This window comes from Blautia stercoris (assembly GCF_054657695.1).
This window is the reverse complement of sequence record NZ_BAAHYF010000001.1, coordinates 1,802,908-1,826,659: the sequence shown is the minus strand read 5'-3', so window position 1 is coordinate 1,826,659 and position 23,752 is coordinate 1,802,908. Positions and strand designations below refer to the sequence as shown.

The 23,752-nt window shown below is 36.4% G+C and carries 16 protein-coding genes; all 16 read left to right on the top strand.

Features of this window, described 5'->3' with window-relative positions; genetic code table 11:
- The first annotated feature begins 41 nt into the window (after positions 1 to 41).
- Positions 42 to 1,286 carry a TadA family conjugal transfer-associated ATPase gene (locus tag ACYQ2D_RS08745; RefSeq protein ID WP_459785175.1) on the top strand — a complete coding sequence of 415 codons (1,245 nt, stop codon included), beginning with the start codon at positions 42 to 44 and terminating at the stop codon, positions 1,284 to 1,286.
- Between the two features lie 12 nt (positions 1,287 to 1,298).
- A complete protein-coding gene (locus ACYQ2D_RS08740; RefSeq protein ID WP_459785173.1) occupies positions 1,299 to 2,162 on the top strand; it encodes a type II secretion system F family protein in 864 nt (287 codons plus the stop codon).
- Positions 2,163 to 2,175: 13 nt separating this feature from the next.
- Entirely contained in the window at positions 2,176 to 3,048 is an 873-nt protein-coding gene (locus ACYQ2D_RS08735; protein WP_459785172.1) for a type II secretion system F family protein, read from the top strand.
- Positions 3,049 to 3,091: 43 nt separating this feature from the next.
- Complete coding sequence (locus tag ACYQ2D_RS08730; RefSeq protein ID WP_459785171.1) at positions 3,092 to 3,310, top strand: Flp1 family type IVb pilin; 219 nt, start codon at positions 3,092 to 3,094, stop codon at positions 3,308 to 3,310.
- A gap of 47 nt (positions 3,311 to 3,357) precedes the next feature.
- Positions 3,358 to 3,969, top strand: a complete 612-nt coding sequence (locus ACYQ2D_RS08725; protein WP_459785170.1) for a TadE/TadG family type IV pilus assembly protein — start codon at positions 3,358 to 3,360, stop codon at positions 3,967 to 3,969.
- Between the two features lie 12 nt (positions 3,970 to 3,981).
- Positions 3,982 to 7,002, top strand: a complete 3,021-nt coding sequence (locus ACYQ2D_RS08720) for a DUF5702 domain-containing protein (protein WP_459785169.1) — start codon at positions 3,982 to 3,984, stop codon at positions 7,000 to 7,002.
- A 12-nt stretch (positions 7,003 to 7,014) separates the two neighbouring features.
- Entirely contained in the window at positions 7,015 to 7,725 is a 711-nt protein-coding gene (locus ACYQ2D_RS08715; RefSeq protein WP_459785168.1) for a leucine-rich repeat domain-containing protein, read from the top strand.
- Positions 7,726 to 7,749: 24 nt separating this feature from the next.
- Positions 7,750 to 8,400 carry a hypothetical protein gene (locus ACYQ2D_RS08710; protein ID WP_459785166.1) on the top strand — a complete coding sequence of 217 codons (651 nt, stop codon included), beginning with the start codon at positions 7,750 to 7,752 and terminating at the stop codon, positions 8,398 to 8,400.
- A 30-nt stretch (positions 8,401 to 8,430) separates the two neighbouring features.
- The gene (locus tag ACYQ2D_RS08705; RefSeq protein WP_459785165.1) at positions 8,431 to 9,081 is read left to right on the top strand and encodes a prepilin peptidase; all 651 of its coding nucleotides are present in this window, start codon (positions 8,431 to 8,433) and stop codon (positions 9,079 to 9,081) included.
- A gap of 12 nt (positions 9,082 to 9,093) precedes the next feature.
- Positions 9,094 to 10,407, top strand: coding sequence for a WG repeat-containing protein (locus ACYQ2D_RS08700; RefSeq protein WP_459785164.1), 1,314 nt, complete (start codon positions 9,094 to 9,096; stop codon positions 10,405 to 10,407).
- A gap of 10 nt (positions 10,408 to 10,417) precedes the next feature.
- Complete coding sequence (locus ACYQ2D_RS08695; RefSeq protein WP_459785163.1) at positions 10,418 to 12,274, top strand: DUF6382 domain-containing protein; 1,857 nt, start codon at positions 10,418 to 10,420, stop codon at positions 12,272 to 12,274.
- 86 nt (positions 12,275 to 12,360) lie between these two features.
- The gene (locus tag ACYQ2D_RS08690; protein ID WP_459785162.1) at positions 12,361 to 13,128 is read left to right on the top strand and encodes a PP2C family protein-serine/threonine phosphatase; all 768 of its coding nucleotides are present in this window, start codon (positions 12,361 to 12,363) and stop codon (positions 13,126 to 13,128) included.
- A gap of 11 nt (positions 13,129 to 13,139) precedes the next feature.
- Positions 13,140 to 14,822 carry a serine/threonine protein kinase gene (locus ACYQ2D_RS08685; protein ID WP_459785161.1) on the top strand — a complete coding sequence of 561 codons (1,683 nt, stop codon included), beginning with the start codon at positions 13,140 to 13,142 and terminating at the stop codon, positions 14,820 to 14,822.
- Positions 14,819 to 15,328, top strand: a complete 510-nt coding sequence (locus tag ACYQ2D_RS08680; protein WP_459785160.1) for a hypothetical protein — start codon at positions 14,819 to 14,821, stop codon at positions 15,326 to 15,328. Before ACYQ2D_RS08685 ends, ACYQ2D_RS08680 begins: the two co-directional genes overlap by 4 nt.
- Positions 15,329 to 15,400: 72 nt before the next feature.
- On the top strand, positions 15,401 to 23,173 hold the full coding sequence (locus ACYQ2D_RS08675; RefSeq protein ID WP_459785158.1) for a carboxypeptidase regulatory-like domain-containing protein: 7,773 nt from the start codon (positions 15,401 to 15,403) through the stop codon (positions 23,171 to 23,173).
- A 186-nt stretch (positions 23,174 to 23,359) separates the two neighbouring features.
- On the top strand, positions 23,360 to 23,521 hold the full coding sequence (locus ACYQ2D_RS08670) for a helix-turn-helix domain-containing protein (RefSeq protein ID WP_459785156.1): 162 nt from the start codon (positions 23,360 to 23,362) through the stop codon (positions 23,519 to 23,521).
- Positions 23,522 to 23,752 lie beyond the last annotated feature (231 nt).

Here is a 23,752-nt window from a genome sequence, read left to right as displayed (position 1 = left end):
TTTTATTTGTTTAACAGAAATTAGAAATGACAGACAGGGGGATGAAGATGCAGTTGGAGCAAGAAGAACAGCTTGTTATACAATTAAAACAATATGTAACAGACAATTTTCCACTCAGCAGGATGAGTGATGAAGAACTCGAAGCAAGTATAGAAAATCTGGTCACTCAAAATATTGGAAATCAATATTGCCCGATTAAACAGAAAGTTTCGATTGTACAACAGATTTATAGCTCTATCAGAGGCTTTGGTCTGTTGGACAGTATTATGGCAGACGATACCATTACTGAGGTTATGATAAATGGACCGGATCATATTTTTATTGAACAAAATGGTCGGCTGTTTCGGATGAATAAGAAGTTTGAAAGTCAGAGACGGCTTGAAGATGTCATTCAACGAATTGTTGGAATGGCAGGACGTGAAGTCAATCAGGCAAATCCGATTTGTGATACCAGACTGCCGGATGGCTCTCGTGTAAATGTGGTACTTCCACCCATTGCTTTATGTGGACCAACACTTACTATCCGAAAGTTTTCCAAGACGCCAATGACGATTGAGAAACTGATTCAATACGGTTCTCTGACAAAAGAGATTGCAGAAAAACTGGAGCTTCTGGTAAAGGCAAAATATAACATCTTTATTTCGGGAGGAACAGGTTCAGGAAAAACAACGTTCCTGAATGCCCTTTCCAATTATATTCCGAAAGATGAACGAGTTATTACTATCGAGGATTCAGCGGAACTTCAGATAACAGGGATTGATAACCTTGTAAGTCTTGAAACAAGAAATGCAAATGCAGCAGGAGCGGGTCAGATTACAATTCGTGATTTGATTAAATCCTCTCTTCGTATGAGACCAGAACGAATCATTGTAGGTGAGGTTCGAGGCGGAGAAGCACTTGATATGCTTCAGGCAATGAATACCGGACATGATGGTTCACTCTCAACCGGACATGCAAACTCAACCGAAGATATGCTGAGCCGACTTGAGACAATGGTACTGCAGGGGGCAGCAGGGCTTCCACTGGCGGCAATCAGACAGCAGATAGCGTCAGCGGTGGATATTATTATTCATTTGTCGAGGCTGAGGGATAAGTCACGTAAGACGATGGAGATTACGGAGGTTCTAGGAGTTGAAGATGGCAGGATTTTATTAAATCCGTTGTATGTTTTTGAAGAAGATAAAAATTCAAGATTGGAAAAAGTATCAGGTCATCTGAAAAGAACTGAAAATAAATTGATAAATGACCACAAGTTAAGAATGGCAGGACTTCCTGTGGAAATATAAAAGGAGTGTGAGATGAAGATTTTTGAAAAAAAGGGAAAGAAAGAACCCGAACCACAATTTTACACCTCTGCAACAAATGTCCAGACCATAAATTATAAAGTATATTATATGTCAGCGAAAGAAAAATTAGGATATTTTCTTTTAGCTTTCATAGTAGGGGCATTGGTTGGATATTTGTTTTATGGGGGACTTGCGAAAGATGAATATTCACAGCCGACAATGATAACTTACATCTTAGACATTGTGATTTCAACAATTGTTGGGTTAGTTGCAGTAAAAATTTATCTTCCGGCAAGAGTGAATCAGATTATTGCAAAACGCAAAAAGATGCTTACAAGTCAGTTTCGTGACATGCTGGATGGACTTACAACATCGCTTGGAGCTGGAAATAATATGATGGATTCTTTATATGCAGTAAGAGAAGATTTGCAGATGCAGTATGAAGAAGATGCATACATATTAAAAGAGTTAAAAGTAATGATTGCCGGTGTCCAGAATAATATACCGATTGAAGATATGCTTTATGATTTCGGTGAGCGAAGTGACATTGATGACATTAAAAGTTTTGCAGAAGTTTTTCAGGTTTCCTATCGAAAAGGTGGAAACATTAAAGACGTTATCCAAAATACATATACGATATTAAATGATAAGATGGAAATTCGGGAAGAGATTGAGACAGTCGTAACTTCTAATAAGACAGAACAAAATATGATGATTGTTATGCCGATTGCATTGATTGGAGTTATCAAATCCATGAGTCCTGAATTTGCAGCGAATTTTGCAACACCGTCTGGAATAATAGCAACAACAGTTGCAATTATCATGTTTATTATTGCCTACTATGTAGGAAAAATGGTTTTGGATATCAAGATATGAGAGGAAATGAAAAATGTTTTTATCTATGCAGGACCTGGTTATTCTGGGAATTGGCTGTGTATTCCTTGTTATATGGCTGATTATTTTTATGGCATCCAGAAGTTATGATGGTATGTTTGATACGCTTGATGAAAAAGAATTTCCATTAAAAGAATTATATTCCATGGGATATTTCATAATGGAAAAATCAAAGTATCAATATAAATCCAGACGAGACAGAAAACTACGTCAGGATATGGAAGTATTATACGAGAAGAAATATGTAGAATATTATCTTCGACTTACTTATGCAAGAGCAGTTACTTATGGAATGTTGTTATTTGTACTGGCATTTGTAATTTACGCATTTTCAGGTGATGTGGCAGTACTAATGATTATGTTTATGTTCAGTGGTGTTTCTGTTTATTACGTTATGACACTTGCACCAAAGAAAATAGAGTCCCGTTCATCACAGTTAATCGGAGATTTTTCCGAAGTGGTATCGAAGCTGGCATTGCTTACAAATGCCGGAATGATTTTAAGAGAAGCCTGGGAGCTGACCTCTAAAGTAGGAGAAGGCGTTTTTTATCAGGAAATGCGGATTGCAGTAATGGAAATGGAAAATGGAATTTCTGAAGCGGAAGCAATCAGAAGATTCGGAATCCGCTGCATGATGCCAGAGATAAAAAAATTCTCAGCAACTCTGATACAGGGAATTCAAAAAGGAAACAGCGAACTGTCTTCCATGCTTCAAAACCAGAGCGCAGAAATCTGGAATCTGAGAAAGCAAAATGTAAGAAGGCAGGGAGAAAAGGCAGCAAGTAAACTGATGATTCCAATTTTTATGATGTTTATTGGAATTATTATTATGGTAGTTGTACCTATTTTTTCAAATTTGGGAGTCTGATGGCATAAGCCATTTGGATAATAGAAAAAAGGAGAGAAAGAAAATGAGAAAACTGGATATGATGTATTTAAAAACAAAACAAATGGTAACAAATTTCTTTTATGATGAACAGGGTGATGTAAATATTGTAAGTATGGTTGTGCTAATTGGAGTTGCAGTATTGGCAGCAGTGTTATTTAAGAGTAAAATTAAAAATTTAATTGATACGTTATTCAATAAAATTGGGGGAAATGCTGATGGTGCAGTTAACGCTCCGTTATAGTAATAATTAATTTAAGAAATTAAAAACTTATAAAAATGGAGATCAAAATGGGAAAAGAGGAAAGAGGAGCATTGGTTGTTGAAGCGACAATTGTGTTTCCAATTATGTTTTTTGTCCTTTTGTTTCTGATATACATGGGAAATATGTTTTATATGCGTTCTCAGGTAGATTCCATTGCAAGTCTTGGTGCAATTGAGGCTGCTGCTCGTGTTGCAGACCCGATGTTGTCTGAGGTCGAGGAAACAGGATCTGTGCCACGGACGATTCGTGATGTCAAACCGTATCACAGTTTATTCGGGGATACTTCTGAAGTATCCTCGATTGAAAATGATATGAGGACAAAGCTGAATCATCTTGGCACAGGTTTTTTTGCAGGTATGGGAATTAAAAATCATTCGGTCAGTCTTAGCTACAAGAATCACATATTTTATTCGACAGTAACTGCGGATGTACAATATAAGATTCAGTTTCCGATTCGCTTTTTAGGGGCATCAAGACCTACAGTACTGAGTCTCCAATCGCACTGTGTAGTGCCTGTCACGGATACACCAGAATTTATTCAAAATGTGGATATGGCGGTTGATTATGCAGATTCAACTGGATTGACGGAAAAGTTGCAGAAACTTAAGGCAAATGTTGAGAAATTTCTTGGAAGATAAGAGGGAAAGAAATTGTTGCAGATATTTAGAAAAAAAGATGGAGCTGTCACGGTATTTTTGACAATTATTCTGGTTCCGATGATAGTGATTAGCTGTCTTTTTGTGGATGCCTGTCGTGCAAAACTGGCTTCATCTGTAGTTAGTTCTGCAGGTGACCTTACCTTGAATACAGCATTAACACAATATGATTCGGTATTAAATGATTATTATGGACTTATGGCTTCAAGTCAGAGTGTAGATGAGTTTTTAACACATGCAGATGAATACTTTCAAGCCTGTATTACTTCTCAGGGAGTGGATGCAGATACTGGAAGAGAATGGGCGGATAGAGTTTCCAATATCTTAACAGGTGAAACACAAGATATTTCTGATTTACTTCAAATTGAGGAACAAGACCAGACTAAGTTCACGATTAAGACAGTAGAGAATGGAACACTGGAAAATCCGGCAGTAGTAAAAAAAGAAATTGTAGAATTTATGAAATATCGTGCTCCAATTGATGGAGTCTCTGAGTTGATTGATAAGTTTAAAAATGCATCCAGAGATTTGGAGAATGCGAGAAAAAATGCAGATTTGGTAGATAAGAAAGAAAAGTTTTATGACTCTGAAAGTGAACTTTTGAAAAAGGCAAAAGCTGCTAATGATGCAATTCAGGCTTATGTTGCAGTAGGACTAACGGATACTAGTGTAGAAGAGATAAAAAATGCACTGATGAATGCAGAAAGTGAATATCGTGAACTTCATAAGAAAATGGTGAAAGATTTATATAATACACAGGGAATTTCAGAATATAAAAAAGTAGATTTATATGAAAATTGGACACCAAAGCCAGAAGAAGTTAATAAAGCACAAGTGAATGGATATATAAACAATGCAGCAGATACGATGGAAGATTTTGTTGATGTTGCAAATCGGTTTGAGGCAGTACCTGATTTGGGTTATAACAAAAATGAATTTTATAATATTCAGTATTGGGTCAGTTGTGATTCTATTCTTAAACAAAATAATATCTATTCAACTTATGTGCAAAAAGCGCAGAGTATGTGTCAAAATATGGCAAAACTGAAAGTGGTAATGGACCAGCTGACAGATGAAGAAAAGGCAGAAACTTATAATTTAAAGAGTTATCGAAATATAGAATTGGTGGGAAGTGGAACTCGTTCAGAATTATATGAAAGTTTGAAAGCACAATACGATGAATTAAAAAGGGAGTATATAACAAATCCAAATTCTCAATACAATTATATTACTGAAATTCTGGAAGAAATATCTTCTGCAAATAAGGATAATATCAGTATTTTAGAGACAGATAATAAAATCAGAGAATTGAATACAACGTTTAAGAAGTATAATTCCGATTGTGAAAGAGCTATGAATGCATTAAGTGGTGCAGTAACTGAGCTGGAAGCTGTAAAAACATTATCTGAGCAATTCCAGCAAAGTTATGAGATTTGGAAAAATGCAGCAAACAGCTATGATACCCAGCTTGCGGAACAAGACAGGGCGCAGATTGCAGAAATTGAAAGCATGGATTCTGACGAGCGAGATGATGTACTTCAAAATGCAAAACCAGAAAAAGTTCAAGAGTTACATGATCGTTTAAATAATATAAACAGCCTGCTTGGGTCAATAAAAAAAGGAATCGGCGAATATAAATACAATGGTGTATCACTTTTGAATATTGATAGTTATGAAAAAATGAAAAGCAGTTCTGCCGTGAATCCAAGTAAAATAACAAAAAATAAAACAGAGCTGGAGAGCTATGCAGAAAGTAGTTTTAAATTTCAGAAATCAGACACTCTTACAAAAACAAGTATCACGGATAAAAATAATCCGGCGATAGAAAAAGTAAATACACCTGATTTTTATAACTGGTTAAAACAGAAATTTAAAGATTATGACGAAACTAAGATTGAAGAACAGAAAAATAAAAAAGACGAAGCAGCGCATAAGTATGATGGTGAGATTGCAGATGTAACAACACCAAATTCAAATTCACAGGAAGAAATCAAAGATTTGTCTGACCGACCGGCTGCCCAGTATGCTTCGGATAAAGAAGAGGGTATTGTAAGTACAAATGTTTCACAGATTTCAGCAAAGATGTCGACGTTATTTAAAGATTTCAGTGGCACGTTAAACAGGGCTGCGGTTGATTTGCGTGATGATTTATATTTCATGGATTATGTAATGAATATGTTCAGTTATGATACGTTTGAAAATGAGGCAAAGTATAAGTTGTGTGGCGGAGATGTAAATCTGCAAAACTATTCAGGAAAGTATTCCGGTGTAGATTCCCAGTGGAAAAGCGAGGATGTAAAAGTAACAGTCAATAAAACGCTGACAAATAAGATGATAAATTCAACGAATAATTACTCTTATGGAAATGAAGTTGAATACATTTTGTATGGTGGAAGTAATCTTGATAATAAAGTATCCGCTTATGGAACAATTTTTGGAATTCGCTATGCATTGAACTTAGCACCGGAGTTTCAGTACAATTGGAAAGATGCTGGTTTGAGCGGAATAGCAGATGCAGTAGCTACAGCTTCCTACGGAATTGTCCCTGCACCGTTATTTAAACTGGTTGTTATTTTAGGTTTGACAGCGGCAGAATCAGCAAGGGATATCCGATATTTGAAGCATGGAATACCGGTTAAATTGATGAAAGCAAAAGATGAAGTAGAAGTGGTATATACAGGATATACAAGAGCAGCCGATACCCATCCGCTTTCTCTGGCAGCATTTTCCTATAGCGATTACTTAAAATTGATTTTCTTTATCAAAATAACAACACAGGATGAGTACATGCTATATGCAAGAACTGCCGATGTCATACAGGCAAATATGTCGAAGAATATTACGCCAGATACCGGATTTCTTATGAAGAAAGCAAATGTGTATTATTCAGCGGAAGCAAGCTTAAAGATTGCTCCGCTTATGTTGGATTTACCGATTACTTCTGGATATACAGAAGGAAAACTGACAGATGGAATAATTGGACGAATCACATATAAGGCATACAGAGGTTATTAAAAAGGAGAGACTATGAAGAAAAAATTTTTAATGGTGATTTTAGCAGCATCTATGATTTCTCTTTCTGCGTGTGGCGGAAGTGAGAAGAACGCAGATAATTCTTCTAATGAAGTAAGCAGTGAGGGTAAAGCAGAAGATTCTGTGGATGACTCAGATGAGACAGAAGAAGCAGAAGAAGCAGATACTTCATCTGGAATTGAATTTAATTATGAAGAATTAAGTGATGGAACGTTGTCTATTTGGTTTTTTGAAGCAGATGAATCGCATAAGACAATAAAGATTCCAGAAGAGATTGATGGAAAAAAGGTAAGCGAAATTGGAGACAGCCTTTTTGAAGGAAATGAGGACGTAGAGAAAGTGATTCTTCCTGAATCAATAACCACAATATTGCCAGATGCATTTCGTTTTGCAACTTCTTTAAAAGAGCTTGAGATTAATGGAGCAGTAGAATCAGTTGGTGTCAAGGCAATCTATGGATGCAATGAGTTAAAAACTTTGAAATTTCCAGAAGGATTGAAAACTCTTTCCAGTGTATCAATTGCATATTGTGAGAAATTAGCAGATATTTATCTGCCAAGTACGGTTGAAAGTGTCGAATCGGATAACTTTACTTTATGTGCAGACCCATTGACGATTCATGTTCCAGCAGGTTCAACGACAGAAACAGTTGTAAAAGAAGCAATTGCAGAAAATGAATACAATGTTGAGGTCGTAGCAGAATAACAGAAGAAAATCTGGAGGATGAACATGAAACAGAAAAACGAAGAGGGCGCAATTGTAATAGATGCAACAATTTCACTCACTACATTCATGTTTTTGATTACTCTCATTCTGGCTATTACAAATATCTGTCTGGCACAGGCAAAAATTGGCACAATGGTAAATGGAATAGCAAAAGACATTTCCAGTTATTCTTATCTTTATTCAATGACTGGTTTAAACAGTTGGGAGCAGGGCGTATCGTCTGGTGGTGATAAAGCACGAGGCGATTTAGACCAGATATTTTCAGATACAACCACCACTTATGAAAAGATTGGAACAATTCGGGATAATATAGGAGATAAAGAATTCTGGCAAAGCTTGAAGAATTTGTTTATTGAACAAGCGTGGAATGCAGGAAAGAGCGAAGCTCTTAATCTTGTATGCAGAGAGATTGCAAAAGATAGAATGGCAGTGTCGGGGCAGGATGCAGATTCGTATTTAAAGGCGCTTGGAATTAGTGCAGGAGTAAGAGGACTGGATTTTAAAAAATCAGAATTTTGCCCACAGGGAAAAGACGACATTAAGATTGTTGTGTCTTATAAGGTCCATCTGCTTAAGTTTTTTGGAGTAAATTGGGAATTTCAATTTGAACAATGTGCAAAGACAAAGATATGGAATGCTCCAAAAAGAAAATAAGAATGATTTCGGAATAGGAGAGAAGAAAAGTTGAAAGAAATTGTGCGTTACAGCACACTTTTGATAGTGATATTAGTAAGTGTGGTAATTTATTATACTTTGAAAAAATGGAAAACTGTTCCGAAAATAGAATCGAAAAAAGCAGAATGGTATTTTAAACTTATGCCGGTGGTGCTACTGGCTGCCGGCTTATATTTAATATTAATGCCTGCGCAGTTGCCGGTTTTGGCAATGTGGAAGCGTATTTGTATTTTGGCAATATTATGGCCGGTTGCTTACATTGACTTGAAAGAGCATTTGATTCCAAATGTCTATTTGATACTGGCATTAGTAATGAGAGGAATCATATTGATTCCTGAATTATGTATAAGTCCAATGGATGCAGTGGCACAGTTTCTATCAGAGTTGATAGGATGCGGAATTTTATTAGCATTTTGTTTGTTGGTTAGAATTGTATCAAGAAAAGGACTTGGGATGGGAGATGTGAAATTATTTTCTATTCTGCCATTATTTCTGGGAGCATTGGGCGGAATGAGAGCTATGATGTATTCAATGGTAATCATTTTCGTCCAGGCTTGTTTTTGTTTAATTACAAAGAGGAAAGGAAAAAAGGATGTCTTACCTTTTGCACCTTCAATTGCAGGGGGAGTATGGATTATCGTGATATTATCAGGTATCTAGGAGGAGCAAACTGTGAAAAAATATAAGAATCTGGTTCCGATTGCTTTAGTTGCACTTATGGGAATCGGGGTATACTCAACAATTTCAGAAGCTGCAAATACAGATGCAGAGTATGAAAAGTATTTAAAGAAAGCACGGAAAGATGTAAAGCTTGAAGTCATAGAAGAGGCAGTAGACTATTATGGCAAGGCATTAGAATTAAAAGATACGCCTGAGTTATGCATAGAGGTTGGAAACGTTTATGCGGATAATGGCTGGGATAGTGAAGCAGTTGAATGGGGAGAAAAGCTGATTGATAAATATCCAGATGAACCGAAAGTTTATGAGTTTTTATTGAAACAGTATATTGATTCAGAACAATATAAGGAATGTTTTTCCTTAAGAAAACAGGCAGAAGCTCGTAAAGTCGAAAATAAGAAATTTAAGTCATTAATGAGCAAAATTGAATATATGTATACCTTTGGTTATGACGAGTATACAGATGTTTCTGTATATAGTGGCGGATTGTGTGCAGTAAAATCTGAAGATTTATGGGGCTATGCAAATTTAAGAGGAGAGACCGAAATCTCTGCACAGTTTTCTTGGGCTGGTCCGTTTTCAACAGAGGGTGTTGCACCGATAAAAAATGAAAAGGGAGAATTTTATTATATTTCGGAAACCGGAAATAAAAAAATAGCACTGCAGAATTTAAAGAAATGTACGGCGCTTGGGGTGTCTATCAATGGAATATTACCGGCAGCAGATAATGAAGTTTATGCATATTATGATGAGGACTTTAAGAAAATTTCTGGTGATTATAGTTATGCGTCAGCAATTAATGGTGAAGTAGGAGCAGTAAAAGAAAAGGATTCTTGGAAACTGGTAGATTCAAAGGGAAAAGCGCTAACGAAAGATACATTTGAATTTGTTGTAATAGATGATAAAGGAATTGCTTATCGAAACGAGAGAGCATTTGTACAAAAAGATGATAAATATTTTATGGTAAATAATGCTGGAAAGAAAGTTGGAAAGCAGGATTACGAGGATGCCCGCTTATTCCTTGAAGCAGACGGATATGCAGCAGTGAAAAAGGATGGAAAATGGGGCTTTATCGATAAGGATGGAAAAGTCATAATTGAGCCTCAATATGCAGAGGCACATTCTTTTTCAAATGGGTATGCAGCAGTAAAAAAAGATGGAAAATGGGGTTTTATTGATAAATCTGGAAAATTGGTAATTGAAGCAGAATTTTCAGACGTTCGTGATTTTAACGAGCAGGGAAATTGTTTTGTACAGATAGAAAGTCAGTGGAAACTTTTAAAACTGCTGAGAAATAATTACGCATAGGGAGACAAAAATGGGCAAGTTTGAGTTTGAAAATCAAGGAACGAATACATATCTTGTATACACGCTCGAAGAAGAGGAAGAGATTGACACGATGAGCCTTGGTATGATTACAAACAATCATATCAAGGGCATTGCAGATACCGTATATCACCAGATGGATGATATACGGCAGATTAAGTATAACGTAACCGCAAAGGTTTCTTTAAAACAGTTCTTTGCGGGGGCAGTAAATAAAAAAAGATTATTGAGTGTATTTTCTGCAATCATAGATGCAATGTCTGAGATTGAGGATTATATGCTGGATTCAAAATCCATTCTGTTGGACAAAGAACACATTTTTATCAATGTTGCAACTTATGAGATTGGACTAATCTGTATTCCAGTTGTAAGAGAGAATGAAGAGGGGTCTGACATTGGTAAATTTTTTAAGGAAACAGTATTTACCACGCAGTTTGACCCGACAGAAAACACTAGCTATGTAGCGGAATTTTTAAGCTTTTTTAACAGCAATCCGGTGTTTTCAATTGATGCATTTAAAAAGGAACTTGAAAAACTGGATGGTTTTGTTGGGGTGAATACACCGCCAGTACAGCCACAAGTTCCTCCAGTATCATCAGTTAATGTACCTCCAGTTAATGTGTCACCGGTGATGCCGACACCTCAACCGACTCCGGTTCCAAATCCAGTTCCATCTGGTGGGATGAATTTTTCAGGTGGCGGAATCAATCCTGTGAAGCCAGTGTCACTTGGAAAAGAGCCGATTCACGTAGCTGTTCAGGAAAATGTTCAGCCACCAAAGAATCTGCCGAATGGAAATCAACCGTCTGGGATGAATATTCCTGGAAAGGTAGTGCCGCCTTCTAATCTGAATATTTCAGGTAAGGGAGCAATGCCATCAACAATGGACATTCCAGGTAAAGAAAATGTGGTGATTCCAAGAAAAGGACCAGCACCGGTTAAGGAAGAACCAACAGAGAATAAATCAAATGAGAAACCAATGAGTACCTGGTATCTGCTTCAGCATTACAGCAAAAAAAATGCAGCAATTTATAAGGAACAGAAAGCAGCAAAGAAAGCGGAGAAACAGGCGTCTAAGAAAAAGGGCAAAGGTGAAAAGGAAGAGGAATCTTTTGTAGTTCCAGGCGCACCTGTAAATCAGGGAAATAGTCAGCAGATACATAATAATAATCAGCAGCAAATGCAGCAGGCTCAGGCAATGCAACAAATGCAGGAGGAACAAAGACGTCAACAGCAGATGCAGGAGGCGCAGAGACGCCAGCAGCAGGCACAGGAAGCTCAGCGATTACAGCAATTGCAGATGCAACAGGCACAGGAAATACAGAGGCGCCAACAGCTTGAAGCACAGAGATTACAGCAGATGCAGCAAATGCAACAGATGCAAATGCAGCAGACACAGCAGATGCAACAAATGCAAATGCAGCAGGTTCAACAAACGGAAGAGGCTCAACTGTTACCGCCACAGGTTGGAAAGTATGGAGATACGACAGTATTGAATCAAAATGGAGCGGGTGAGACAACCGTATTAAATCAAAATGAAGTTCAGCAGATGCAGCAGCCGTATTTAATTCGTAGAAGAAATAATGAGAGAATTCCAATTAACAAACCGGCATTTCGGATTGGAAAAGAAAAGAGTTATGTAGATTATTTTATTGGAGATAATTCAGCAATCAGTCGAAGTCATGCCAATATTATCAATCGAGAGGGAAAGTATTTTATCGTTGATACTAATTCAACGAATCATACCTATATTAATGGAGTCATGATTCAGAGCAATGTGGAAATGGAACTTGCGCATGGAATGAATTTAAGACTTGCCAATGAAGAATTTGAATTTCGGATGCTTTAAGAAATAGAAGATTGCGAGGGCAGTGTGGTTATAAAAAGTATAATAGTCACCTGTCCAGAAACAGATAAAGGGAAGAGGGTGTTACCTTGAATTTTTTAGTTTCTGCAAATACAGACGTAGGTACGGTGAAAACAACAAATCAGGATAGTCTTGATATTAAAGTATTAAACACGGTACAGGGGAAAATGGTATTTGCGATTCTTTGTGATGGAATGGGTGGTCTGGCAAATGGAGAAGTGGCAAGCGCAGCGTTAATTCACGCATTTGACCGCTGGGTAAAAGAGAAACTTCCGGCTCTTTGCAGGCAGGAGATTCAGGACAATGTGATTCGTGAACAATGGGAAAAAATCATTGAAAACATGAATCAGAGTATTAAGGCTTATGGTGGCAGACAGGGAGTGAAGATGGGAACAACCGTTGCTGCTATCTTAATTACAGAACGCAGATATTATATTTTGAATGTTGGCGATTCCAGAATTTATGAAATCAAAGAATCTATAAATCAGCTGACAACGGACCAGACAGTTGTGGAGCGTGAAGTGGCAAGAGGAAATATGACGCGGGAAGAAGCCAAAGTAGACACCAGAAGAAATGTTTTACTGCAGTGTGTTGGGGCTTCAGATGCAGTCTATCCAGAGCTGGTATTTGGAGAGACAAAAAAAGATTCCATTTATCTGTTGTGTTCCGACGGTTTTCGACATGAACTAAGCAGTGAAGAAATCTTTGGTGCATTTTCACCGCAGGTTATGACAGATTCAAATATCATGTTTCAAAAAATAACAGAAGCAATAGAAGAAAATAAACGCCGCGGAGAACGGGATAATATTACAGCCGGTTTAATCCGGACGTTTTAGGGGGAACTGTTATGTTGCAGATTGGAAGTCTGGTTGATGGAAAATATAAGATATTAAATGAAATAGGCAGAGGCGGAATGAGCGTTGTTTATCTGGCAATGAATGAAAAGGCCAATAAGCAATGGGCAATTAAAGAGGTAAGAAAAGACGGAGTACAAAATTTTGAAGTGGTCAAGCAGGGTCTGATTGTAGAGACTGATATGTTGAAAAAACTTCGCCATCCGAGTCTTCCAAGAATCATTGATGTAATTGAAGATGAAGATACGTTTCTTATCGTAATGGATTACATAGAGGGAAATCCATTGAGCCGTGCATTAGAAGAATTTGGAGCACAGCCACAGGATTTGGTAATCGAGTGGGCGAAACAGTTATGTGACGTGCTTGGTTATCTTCATTCTCAGAATCCACCAATTATTTACAGAGATATGAAACCGGCAAATGTAATGTTAGAGCCGGATGGAAATGTAACATTGATTGACTTTGGTACGGCGAGAGAGTTTAAAGAGAAGAACCTTGCAGATACTACTTGTCTTGGTACAGTCGGTTATGCAGCGCCAGAGCAGTTTGGAGGAATGGGGCAGACCGATGCAAGGACAGATATTTATTGTCTTGGAGCGACACTTTATCATCTGGTTACAGGGAAAAATCCTTGTGAACCACCTTATGAAATCCGACCAATCAGAGACATCAATCCGATGCTTTCAGCGGGTCTTGAAAAAATCATAAAGAAGTGTACGCAGAGAAATCCGCAGGATCGTTATCAGTCTTGTGCGGAGTTAATGTATGCATTAGAACATTACAATGAAATTGATGAAAAATATAGAAAGAAACAAAAACGAAAACTGGCAGCATTTTTGACAAGTTCTATTTTGACTGTGGTATGCGCAGGAACTTCTTTATGGGGATATCTGGGGGCAAACCATAAAAAGAGTGAGAATTACGACCAGATTTTAAAATCTGCAGAAAGTTATGAAGATTATTATAAAGCAATTTTAACCGACCCAGGTAGGGCAGATGCTTATCTTCAGATGAACTCTATGATGATTAATGACTTTGTCTTATCCAAAGAAGAAGCAGAACAGCTTTTGAAACTTCAAATTGGTTTTGAAGAAAAGGATAAGCAGGGATTTTCAGAGCAAAAAGATGTGCTTAAGGAATTAAAGACTGCAAATCCGGAAGGTTATGAAGAAGTCTGTTATGAAATAGGAAATTCATTTTTGTTTTATTATGACATTAATGTAGACCGTGATCGTTATGCAAGTGCATCAAAATGGTTTAAGGAATCGACAAAGTCTTATCCGATTTCTCAGGTTTACTGTGATATATCGAATTGTCTGGAAATGATAGACCAGTATAGCGGTGCAAAAGTAAAACAGACCGATAAAATGTATGAGTCCTATCAATTGTTGTGGACAGAAATCCAGAAGTTAAAAGAAAATGCAGACGTATTTGATGATGTCGATGCAAAGCTTCAGGTATGGACAGAGATTAATAAGATGATAAACGGACAAGTTGTTCCATTTTTGGAAATTACATCGGCAAATGATTTGACTTCCTTGTTAAATGAAATTTCAAAAGAAGCAGGAACGGTAAGTAAATCGGTAATTGCAGATGATATAAAGGAATTGCAGGATTCCATCGAAGCAACGGTAAACAAAATCAATTCAGCACAGAAAGGGGTGGAAAATAAATGACGTATGAAATGTATCGTATGATTTTCCAGATAGCTGGCGGACTGAGTATTGGATTGTTAGTTGTTTCGGTTATCTTATTTTTTGTTTTGAAAATTCCAAGAGTCATTGGAGATTTATCAGGACGAACAGCAAGAAAAGCGATTGAAGATATTAGAAAACAAAATACCCAATCTGGAGATAAACGTCATAAGACCAGTGCAGTAAACAGGGAAAGAGGAATGATTACAGACCGTATCACACCGTCAGGAAATCTGATGATGAACAGAGGACCTGTTAATACTGGTGTTGTAACAGAAAAAATTGGAGTTGTTGATAATTCAGGAGTTTCTTCATATCAGTCAGGAACAGAGGAGACAATGCCGCTTACACAGAATGAAACAGGAGCAACAGAGGTATTGGCAAACGAGACAGAAGTGCTGGCAAATGAAACAGAAGTGTTAGGAACAAATGATTTTTCAATAGAATTTGAAATTTGTCTGATTCATTCAGATGTAAAAATTGAATAGGTAAATGGATTCTCGGAATCAATCACAAAAAGATTCCAAGAGTACAGATAGTTGCGAAGGAGGGAAAAAAAGATGACAGGTAAAAAGAAAAATGAAATTTGGGCTGTCATATTGAGTATTGTTGTAATACTTGAAATGATTTTAAGTCCGTGTCAGGTTGCCTATGCTTCGACACCGAAATCTTCTAATAAGAAAACTTCACAGACAAAAGCTGTGCAGGAGGAAGAAGCTTATACTGTTAAAGTTACAGACAGTAAGCAACAGCCGATAAAAGGAGCAAAAATATCTTATGAAATCTATACAGATGCCACAGGAGAATCTGTAAAAGAAAATGTATTGAATTTGAGTGTAATGACAGATGCAGAGGGAACTGCAAAAATCTTACCTATCAGTACTTTACAAAAACAAGATTCAGAGGTATATTACCGCATTACAGAAATTTCTGCTTATGGTTATGAGGTCTATAAAGATGAAGAAGTTCAGGTAGTGAATGCAGAGAATGTTCTGACAGAACGTGATTTCGTATTGAGTGAGACAAAAGTAAGTCTGACAGGACGAGTGACCAATCAGTCTGATAATACACCTCTTGAGGGTGCATTAGTTACTGCCGGAGAAGAATCTACTTATACAAATGAAAACGGAGATTATACCATTTTGCTTTTCTTTAATACAGAATATGAAATGGTATTTTCAATGGATGGATTTGAGTCTGCAACAACGAAATTTACAATTACCGGACAGAATAGTAAGTGCAATGCGAAGTTGACAAAGAGTCCGGTGTATGACCCGAATTTTATATTTGAGACAGAAAATCCAGAAACCATTATTTATGGAACAAATGATAATAAATTCAGCAATCCTGCAATCTCAGCGATTGGTACAGAAATCAGCGTAAAATATGCCATTACCGAAGAAAAAAACACGGATGGAAAAGACGCAGATGTAGCTGAGATTGATGAAAAAACAGGAGAAGTAACAATCAAAAAAGCCGGAACTGTTAAGGTTGAGGCAACCAGAGCTGGTGATGAAGAGTATGATGAAACCAAGATTTCTTATACTTTGACGATTTTAAAAGCAAACCAGACAGGAGTAAAATTTAAAGAGCAATCACCAAAAGATTGTTATCTGGTAGATTTAAAAAATAAGGGATACACGAATATTCTTGAAGGTGGAGAAAGTAGAGGTACTGTTACTTATAAAATTATAGAAGGACAGGATTTTGCCACAATTGATAAAGTAACTGGAAAATTAACTTTTAATAAAGCGGGTAAAATTGTAGTAGAAGGTACAAAAGCAGGTGATGACTGTTATGAGTCACAGTCCGCAGCTTATAGTATTACAACGCTGAAAAAAAATCAGACGGATGGAGCATTTAAATTTGAAATCACAAATCCATCGGAATTTACCTATAATCCAAATGAAAATAAGTTTGTAAATACTGCATCTGGTGGAGAAGGAAATGGTAAAGTTACCTATCAGATTATTCAAGGTAACGAGGTAGCAGACATTGACTTAAATTCCGGTGAATTAACAATCAACAAAGCCGGAACTGTAAAAGTACAGGCAACAAAAATTGAAGATGAAGATTATGAATCCGCAACAGCAGTTTATACTTTAGAAGTTTCAAAGGCACAACAGAATAATCTGCATTTTGTGCATGCAAAAACAGAAATTATCTGGAATCAGAATGGAAATAAATACGGAAATGAATTAGATGGTGGCAGTGGAACTGGAACAGTTTCTTATAAAATTGTTTCTGAAAAGAACTTAGAAGAAAAAGAAGTACAGACAGGAACCGTTGCAACGATTAATGCAGAATCTGGAGAACTTGCAATTCTCTCTACAGGAATTATAGAAGTACAGGCAATAAAAGCAGGTGATGATTGTTATGAAGAGGCAGCTGCAACTTACAAATTAACAATTAATAAAGCAACTCAGAAGATTGAGTTTGCTGAAAAAAATATTTCTTTATACTATGGAAAAACAGATTATGCTCAGTCTGCAAAAGAAGTTGAAATTCCAGAAGCAGCAGGTGGAAAGGGAGTTGGAACCGGCTCTATTGCTTACAGCATTGATGGAGAAAATCCTTTAAATGCAAAGATTGACAAAAAAACAGGTAAAGTTACATTTGTAGATGGAAAGATTGGTACAATCACAGTTAAGGCAGTGAAAGCAGAAGATGAAAAGTATCAGAAGTGTGAGACTTCCTATCAGTTACAAGTGTCTTATTTGAAAACGTCAGAAAATCTTTATACTCTTTCCGGAGAGAAAGCAGATGCAAAAAATGACTGGTATATTGGAAATATTAAAATTACAGCGAAAGATGGATATCAAATCAGTTATAGCAATAAACTGAAGGAAAATAATTGGACTACGTCTGTTACTCATGACACAGAGGGTACAACAGATACAAATATTTATCTCAGAGAAGAGGCAACTGGAGCAATCACAGATGCAGTTAAACTTTCCGAACTGAAGATTGATAAAGAAAATCCAACGAATTTAAAGATAGAATATAAAAAAGAATCTTTGATTGATAAGTTTAAAGGCTTTTTGTTTGGAAAGAAAGAAGCAGAAGTAATTCTCACAGCAAAAGATGATGTATCAGGAATTGCCAGCTTCAAATATCAGTATCAATCAAATACCATTAGTTTATCCAGTAAAGGTCAGGCTGAAACAGAAGTAAAATTTGATTCTTCTGATAAAAACTGGAAGAAAAATGAAGATGGCACAGTAAGCTATACCTTTAAAATTAAACCACAATTCCGTGGAAATGTATCATTTAAAGCCATTGATAATGCAGGAAATGTATCAACACAAATAGAAGATAGTAAGAACACAGTTGTTGTAGACGACACCCAGCCGGAAGTTAATATTTCTTATCAGGCAGTGAATGGTGCGGAATTAAAAGCAACAGTAGAAAAAGATACAGATGAAAAGATTACAAGAAACAATGTAGACCAGATAGATGAAAATACTAGATTTATCTATGATGGAACAGTAGAAGTAACCATTGAAGTAAAAGAAGCAAACTTCTTTAAAGAAGATGTACCACTTGTAATCAAACGTGATGGAAAAGAAATCTGGAATGGTGCAATAGAAAAAGCACAGGAAGAAAAAGACAGCTATAGCATTTCAGATTGGACTGTTGATGAGAAAAATGATAAAGCGACTTGCACAATACAGTTAAAAGCAGACGGAGATTATCAAGTAGGAATTGCAGGTTATCAGGACCGTTCTGGAAATGAGATGAAATATAAAGATGGTTATATTTCTAATATCATTACAGTAGATACAACAGCACCAGAATTGAAAGTCACTTATGATAATAATGACGTTATCACAAATGCTGATGAAGATTATTATCAGGCAGATAGAACTGCTACAGTTCAGGTGACAGATAGAAACTTCCGTCCAAGTGAAGTGGATTTTAAAGTTGAAGCAAAAAATATAAAAGGTGAAGTTGTCAAAGAATATCAAAATTTAAATAGCTGGGATGATTGGAGTCTTGTAGAAGGAACAACGGACACCTGGGAAGCAGAAGTTTCATTTAATGTAGATGCAAGATACCATGTTACCTTTGATTATACAGACCTTGCAGGGCATGAATTAACAAAGAACTGGGACGAAAAATTTGTTGTAGATAAAACGAAACCAGAGATTAGTGTTAAGTATAGCAATGAAGTAAAAACCTGGAAGAAAGTTTTAAATGCGATTACCTTTGGATATTATACCTATCAGGCTGATTTAAAAGTTACTCTGACTGCAAAGGATGAAACCGCAGGAGTAGATTATATTGAATGGGCATATAATCAAGAAGAAAATACGAGCAAAATAAATAAAGATAAAATTGAAGAGAAAGTCCTTCACGATGAATTGAAATTCTCAGATGATAAAAGTACGGCAACTACAACATTTACGCTTACAGCATCAGAGACAGAACAGTTCAGAGGTTCTATGTCTTACAGCGTAACAGATAAGGCAAATAGAAGTAAATCTGAAAAAGAGGATGATATTATCCGTATCGTAGATAATATTGCACCAATCGTAGACATTTCTTATACCCCAGTGGATAAGAAAACAGTCTTGAAATCTATGGTAGAAAAAGACACTGATTCTAAGATTACAAGAGCAACTGTAGAAAAAGAAAAAGTAAACGATGATACAAGATTCATTTATGATGGAGCAGTAAAAGCAACTATCAAAGTAAAAGAAGCAAACTTCTTTGAAAAAGATGCAAGTGTTACACTGACTCGTGATGGAAAAGAACTCTATAGTGGTCCGGTTACAGAAGCAAAAAGTGAAAAAGGAAGCTATTCGATTTCAGAATGGAAAGCAGCAGGACAGGATACAGTAAGCTGTGAGATTACGTTTGAAAAAGATGGTGATTATCAGCTGAAGATGGATTATTCTGACAGTTCTGATAATGAAATGTCCTATACTTCTGATGAGTATGAAAATAAAGAAGGAACAAAAGAATATACCTCTAATATTATTACAGTTGATACTGTAAAACCGCAGGTGAAAGTTTCTTACGATAATAACAGTGCAAAAAATGGTAATTATTATAAGAATAATCGTACAGCTACAATTCGTGTGACAGAGCGAAACTTCCGTCCGAATGAAGTGAACTTTTCAGTTATTTCTAAGAATGTTCAGGGTAAGAACGTTAACTATAAGTATTCTAAACTACAAGATTGGAATGACTGGAAACTGGTAGATAAAAAGAATAGCGTATGGGAAGCAGAAGTTCCATTTAATGTGGATGCGAGATATGATGTAAGCTTTAAATACACAGACCTTGCAGGACATAATCTGGAGAAAGATTTTGCAGATGCGTTTATTGTAGATAAAGAAGCTCCGAATCTGAATGATATGAAGATATCCTACAGTACACATATTAAGACATGGCAGAAAGTTCTTCATGCGATTACCTTTGGATATTATTCTTATAAAGAAGAAGTAGAAGTTACCTTAACTGCAAAAGATGATATTTCTGGAATTGATTACTTGACCTGGACTTATAAACAAGAGGCGAATACAAGCAGTGTCAATGTGAAAGAACGTACAGAAACCATTTCCAGAAAAGATTTGACATTCTCAGAGGATGGAAAGACAGCAACTGGTAAATTTAAATTAAAAGCAACAAATAAGGAGCAGTTTAGAGGTTCTGTTTCATTTATTGCAACAGATATGGCGGGTAATGACAGTCAGGTTAAAAATGACAGTGAAAGAGTAAATATTGTAGATAATATTTCTCCGACTCGTCAGGTCTTATATCCGCAGGCAAAACAGATAGTAGATGCAGATACATTACTGACAAAATCAGAGTATAATTATGGTGAAGGCACAAATTCCATCTTGTATTATGATGGAGATGTTACAGTTACATTCAAAGTAACGGAAGCAAACTTTTATGCAGAAGATGTGGATATTCGTGTCAACAATAAGGAGCAAGCTCCGACAAACTGGCAGCAGTCCGGTGATACCTGGACAGGAAGCATTACTCTTTCCGGAGATGGTGATTATGTGATTACAATGACTTACACCGACCGCTCCACAAATCAGATGCAGACTTATCAGTCAGAAAAAATTGTAATTGATACGATTAATCCGGTCATTAATGTAAGTTATGGAAATGGCGACGTAAAGAAAACCGCAGGTGAAAGACAATACTTTAATAAAGTACAGACTGCAACGATTTCTATTACAGAACATAACTTCCGTGCAGATGATGTGGCAGCAGTTGTAACCGCAAAAGACGTAAATGGTGCTGATGTTTCTGTTACAGATTTTGCAAGATACCTTTCTAATCGAGGAAACTGGACCAGAAATGGTGATGTTTATTCGGCAAATATTACTTATGATACAGATGCAAATTATACCTTTGATATTGATTACAAAGACCTTGCGTTAAGAAATGCAGCAGATTATAAAGAAGATCAGTTTACGGTTGATAAGACGGCTCCTTCTAATCTGAAAATTTCCTACAGTGAACCAGTGAAAAATCAGACGATTGGTGCACTTCCATATCGCTTCTATAAACAGATGGTTACCGTTACAATTAGTGCAGAAGATAATACTTCTGGCGTAGACCATTTCGTCTATAGTTATCGAAAAGCAAGTGGCGTAAGCAGTGTAAATGCGGAATTGATAGATGCAGCACTAGATAATGCACAGATTAAGAAAAATGGAAGTACGTTTACTTCATCCTTCACGATTCCAAGGTCAGCTTTAGGAAGTAACAACCAGTTTAATGGAACAACAGATTTTGTGGCTCATGATACTGCAACCAATACAACTGATTTAAAAGACAGTAGCAGAACAGTAGTAGATAACATTTCTCCGACGGCTTCTGTTACTTATAACAAACCAGTCCAGGAAGTAAATGGAATTTCTTATTATTCTGGAAAAATTGATGTAACTGTTCAGATTAATGAGGCAAACTTCTATGCAGAAGATGTCCAGATATCTGTGGCAAAAGATGGAGCCAATGGAAATGCAATGACTGCAAGCTGGTCCAATAACAGTACAGATGTACATACAGGAACATTTAGTTTGAGTGAGGATGGAGATTATATTATCACAATTAATTATACTGACCGTTCCACAAACAAGATGGAAACTTATACATCGAAACAGCTTACAATTGATACCAAGCATCCAACGATTCATGTTTCTAATATTAAAGCAAATTCTGCAAACAAAGATGAAACTTATGGATTTACAATTACAGCAACAGATACAGCAGACAACTTTACTTCTAAAGAGTTTAAACCAGTACTTGAAGCGGTAACACGTTCTGAAAATGGCTCTTATGAGAAGAAAGAGATTCCTCTTGGGGATGTTAATACAAACAAAAATAACCAGGAATATTCTATCACAGTAGAAAATCTGGAAGAGGATGGTATTTATACATTAACCTGTAGTGCAAAAGACCTGGCAAATAATGAATATAAGAAATTTACTCTGGACGACGAAAAAGAATATGAAAGCGTAAGTTTTTCGATCAACCGTAATGGTTCTACATTCTTGATTAATAAGGACGCAGAGAATTTAATTAATCAGTATTATGTATATGATGTAAATGAAGACCTGGTCATCAGTGAAATTAACACGGATCCTGTTGAAAATTATACTGTGAAATTAAATGGAAAAGAGCTTGAAGAGGATACAGAGTATACAACAGAAACAAGCAGTCCAGAAGATGAATGGAGTGTCCGCAAGTACACGATTGATAAAGATTTGTTTGATGCAGAGGGCGAATACAATATTGTAGTTGAATCTGTGGATAAAACAGAGACTTCCGCCTACAGTGATGTAAAAGGTCTGAATCTTTCATGGGTAGTAGACCAGACTGCACCAATCGTAGCAGTCAGTGGTCTGGAAAATGATGGACGTTATAAAACAAAAGAACAGGTTGTAACAGCAATTCCTACAGATGATGGCGGTAAGTTGAAATCTTTTAAGGTTGTTGTATCAGATAAGAATAAAAAGAATTCATCAAAATCAGGAACTACTCTGGTCGATTTAACGGGTGATAAACTGGAAAAATACTTAGATGAAAATGATGGTAAAGTTACATTTAAAGTCCCAGAGGGTTATCAGGAAAATGTGCGGATTATCTGTACAGACTATGCTGCACATAAAAATGAAAGTGAAACAAATACTTATGATAAAGTATTTTCTAAAGTAACCGTATCACCGAGTAATGTTGTAATCTTCTATGCAAATAAACCGTTATTCTATGGTTCGATTGTAGCAATTCTTGTAGTGATTGGAGGAGGCGTAATCTTCTTTATCTGGAGACGCAAGAAAGAAAAAGAAAATCAGCAGGAAGGTTAAAATTTAATTAATCCTGAAAATGTAAGAGAGACCCGGTAGTTTGGCTTCTGGGTCTTTCTTGCCGTTAATAGATAACTAAAGTCGAACAGACAACGACAAAAAATGTCAAAACCCACTTCCAAATCTAACTTTTTTCCTTTAGAAGGGTAATCAAATGGTTGACGTTATATGGAAAAGAGGGATGCTATGACAACTTCAGACCTTGTAAAGCAGATGTGTCAGAAACATGGCATCAGTATCGCTGTCTTAGCTAAAGAGTTGGGGCAATCTCGGCAGAATTTTTATAAGAAACTGCAAAGGGATACTTTGATGCTTACGGAATTAAAGGAAATAGCGAATGTGCTTTGAGCAGATTTTAAGTAGCTTTTCCGTGATAGCTCTATACTGCCACAAAAGTAATGATCTTTCACTAACAACTATCCTAACACACAGGGGAAGAAAAAAACCTAAAAGCTTTCTGAAAGTTGGAAAAGTTGAAAAAATGCGGTAAAAACAGGTTGGAAAAATTGGAAAAACATGGTCAAAACAGGTTGGAAAAGTTGAAAAAATGCGGTAAAAATAGGTTGGAAAAATTGAAAA

What these genes read in the sequence shown, in the direction of transcription:
- ACYQ2D_RS08745 (WP_459785175.1), top strand. Translation starts at nt 42, where the DNA reads ATGAAGATGCAGTTGGAGCAAGAAGAACAGCTTGTTATACAATTAAAA.
- ACYQ2D_RS08740 (WP_459785173.1), top strand. Translation starts at nt 1,299, where the DNA reads ATGAAGATTTTTGAAAAAAAGGGAAAGAAAGAACCCGAACCACAATTT.
- ACYQ2D_RS08735 (WP_459785172.1), top strand. Translation starts at nt 2,176, where the DNA reads ATGTTTTTATCTATGCAGGACCTGGTTATTCTGGGAATTGGCTGTGTA.
- ACYQ2D_RS08730 (WP_459785171.1), top strand. Translation starts at nt 3,092, where the DNA reads ATGAGAAAACTGGATATGATGTATTTAAAAACAAAACAAATGGTAACA.
- ACYQ2D_RS08725 (WP_459785170.1), top strand. Translation starts at nt 3,358, where the DNA reads ATGGGAAAAGAGGAAAGAGGAGCATTGGTTGTTGAAGCGACAATTGTG.
- ACYQ2D_RS08715 (WP_459785168.1), top strand. Translation starts at nt 7,015, where the DNA reads ATGAAGAAAAAATTTTTAATGGTGATTTTAGCAGCATCTATGATTTCT.
- ACYQ2D_RS08710 (WP_459785166.1), top strand. Translation starts at nt 7,750, where the DNA reads ATGAAACAGAAAAACGAAGAGGGCGCAATTGTAATAGATGCAACAATT.
- ACYQ2D_RS08695 (WP_459785163.1), top strand. Translation starts at nt 10,418, where the DNA reads ATGGGCAAGTTTGAGTTTGAAAATCAAGGAACGAATACATATCTTGTA.
- ACYQ2D_RS08685 (WP_459785161.1), top strand. Translation starts at nt 13,140, where the DNA reads ATGTTGCAGATTGGAAGTCTGGTTGATGGAAAATATAAGATATTAAAT.
- ACYQ2D_RS08680 (WP_459785160.1), top strand. Translation starts at nt 14,819, where the DNA reads ATGACGTATGAAATGTATCGTATGATTTTCCAGATAGCTGGCGGACTG.
- ACYQ2D_RS08675 (WP_459785158.1), top strand. Translation starts at nt 15,401, where the DNA reads ATGACAGGTAAAAAGAAAAATGAAATTTGGGCTGTCATATTGAGTATT.
- ACYQ2D_RS08670 (WP_459785156.1), top strand. Translation starts at nt 23,360, where the DNA reads ATGACAACTTCAGACCTTGTAAAGCAGATGTGTCAGAAACATGGCATC.